Source organism: Chamaesiphon sp. OTE_20_metabat_361 (assembly GCF_031364565.1).
Window position 1 is genome coordinate 1 of the sequence record NZ_JANLWO010000662.1, and the last position, 2,295, is coordinate 2,295.

General features: G+C 48.6%; 2 protein-coding genes. Both read right to left on the minus strand.

Annotation, left to right across the window (positions count from 1 at the left end):
* Nucleotides 1-1,081, minus strand: a 1,081-nt coding sequence (locus tag RMO35_RS18985) for a Clp protease N-terminal domain-containing protein (protein WP_309743143.1), incomplete at its 3' end; no start/stop codon positions are given.
* Nucleotides 1,082-1,249: 168 nt separating this feature from the next.
* Nucleotides 1,250-2,295 (minus strand): GTP-binding protein (locus RMO35_RS18990; protein WP_309743145.1); only part of this gene is annotated, 1,046 nt, incomplete at its 5' end.

Here is a 2,295-nt window from a genome sequence, read left to right on the forward strand (position 1 = left end):
CTTCATAACGTTCTTTGAGTCCGCGCAAAATCGAGATCGTATCTTCGACGCTCGGTTGATCGACATATACTTGTTGAAACCGGCGTTCTAAGGCGGCATCTTTCTCAATGTATTTGCGATATTCATCAAGAGTAGTCGCCCCGATACACCGTAGCTCACCCCGCGCCATCATCGGCTTGAGCAGGTTGCCAGCATCCATCGCACCTTGAGTGGCACCCGCACCAACGACGGTATGAATTTCATCGATAAATAAGATAATTTGCCCCTGAGATTCGGTGACTTCTTTGAGCACCGCTTTGAGGCGTTCTTCAAATTCACCGCGATATTTGGCACCCGCAATCAGGGCACCCATATCGAGGGAAATCAAGGTGCGATCTTTGAGCGATTGGGGGACATCGCCACTAATAATCCGCTGGGCTAAACCTTCAGCGATCGCCGTTTTCCCGACTCCAGGTTCACCAATCAGGACGGGGTTATTTTTAGTCCGGCGGGACAAGATTTGAATCGTCCGCCGGATTTCATCATCGCGGCCGATCACGGGATCGAGTTTACCACGACGGGCAAAATCAGTCAGATCGCGTCCGTATTTAGAGAGTGATTCATACTTACCCTCGGGATTTTGATCGTTGACTTTTTGGGAGCCGCGAATTTGGGAAACGATCGCTTTGAGTTTAGTTTCATCTAACTTAAATTCAGCAAAAAGTTGTTTGCCAAAGCGATCGTCTTGGAGATATCCTAGTAATAGGTGTTCGATCGAGATATAGTCATCGCCATAATCTTTGCGATACCGATCGGCCCGATCGAGCAATGTATCAATACTGCGCCCTAAATATACGGAGCTAATTGTCCCAGAGATTTTGGGCTGCTTTTGAAGATAGTTTTCCAGTTCTTGACGAAATTGGTTGAGATTGACTCCCGCCTTGGCAAGAATACTTGTGGCTAAGCCATCTTGTTCGAGTAGAGCCTTGAGAAGATGCTCTGACTCCATCTGTTGCTGTTGGCAAGCTTTGGCAATATCCAGCGTATTGGTGACAGCCTGCCAAGCTTTTTCGGTAAATTGTTGGGGGTTGTTTGGTTGCATAATGCGACGGGGAATAAAATTTTATATAAGTAATTGGCGTGACGGACAAATTCACGGCAATTACTTCTTTATTGTAGTGATTTCGATCGTGCCACTAGGATCGGTATTCACGCTATAATTCCCGGCTATTGCCGAATGTAATTGACCAAGACTACTTATTTACTGGATCTATTTTCGATCGACGATCGAGAATGTTTCTTTCAGCTTGACAGTACCAGAGCTAATCGCCTGCTGGATAAAGGCTTGTAGGAATTCATCTTTGCGATTTAATTGGAATTGCTGCTGCACGGCTTCTGCCATCCCGCCATCACCCCACGATCGATCTTGACGGAAGTATTCGATAAAACTGCGTCCGGCAATCCGTGTCAGATATGCGGCGGTAAGTCCTTGAATCCCTTTACCGAGGGCGTAGGTAGTCACATTGATCGTGAGTGCGGTCGATAAAAGTTGAATCGCACCTTTGACGATACCCAGACTAGTTAGGGTTTTACCCAGAGAGAGAGCTAATTCTTGGGCGGCGGCTTTATCGAGATCGCAGCCGTAAATCTTGCCGATTTCGATAATCATTTGGGTATTGATCGCAGCGGTAGCCAGAAAATCGACGACGGGTAAGGGGGTAACTGTAACTACACCAGCACCGATCCATTGAAATCGCGTGACGACTCGATCGGCTTGACGACGACGTTGATCGTCGATTAGCTCGCGAGCTTCGGCTCCTAAGCGTTGGGATTGGAGCAAGATGTTGTCGGCGACCAAATCTTCTCCTTCGGCGCGGAGAACGGCAGCGAGACGGCGGATTAGGGGGAATATGTCAGGGTCTGGAGTGAAGATTTCACCCGATTCGAGGCGGACTGGTTGGGGGTTTGCGGCGATCGCGATGACATCTTGAGGTTCGATCTCGCTCTGGACGCGGTGTTGGAGCTGGGTGACGATTTTATCGCGATCGGGTGGCGGATATAAATCGGTTTTATTAAACACTAGGAGCGATCGCTTGCCGATTTCGGCTAGTGCCATGAGGGGGGTATATTCTGACGATCGCAGGTCGTTGTCTACGACAAATAATAACAGATCCGCAGATGTGGCTAGCTCTCTAGCGATCGCCTCGCGTTGAGTGCCCTCAATTCCGGCTTCTAAGATACCAGGGGTATCGATGAGCAAAATCTGGCGATCCAAACCTTTTAACTCTAGAGTATAAGTCTCACCGCGAGTTGTCG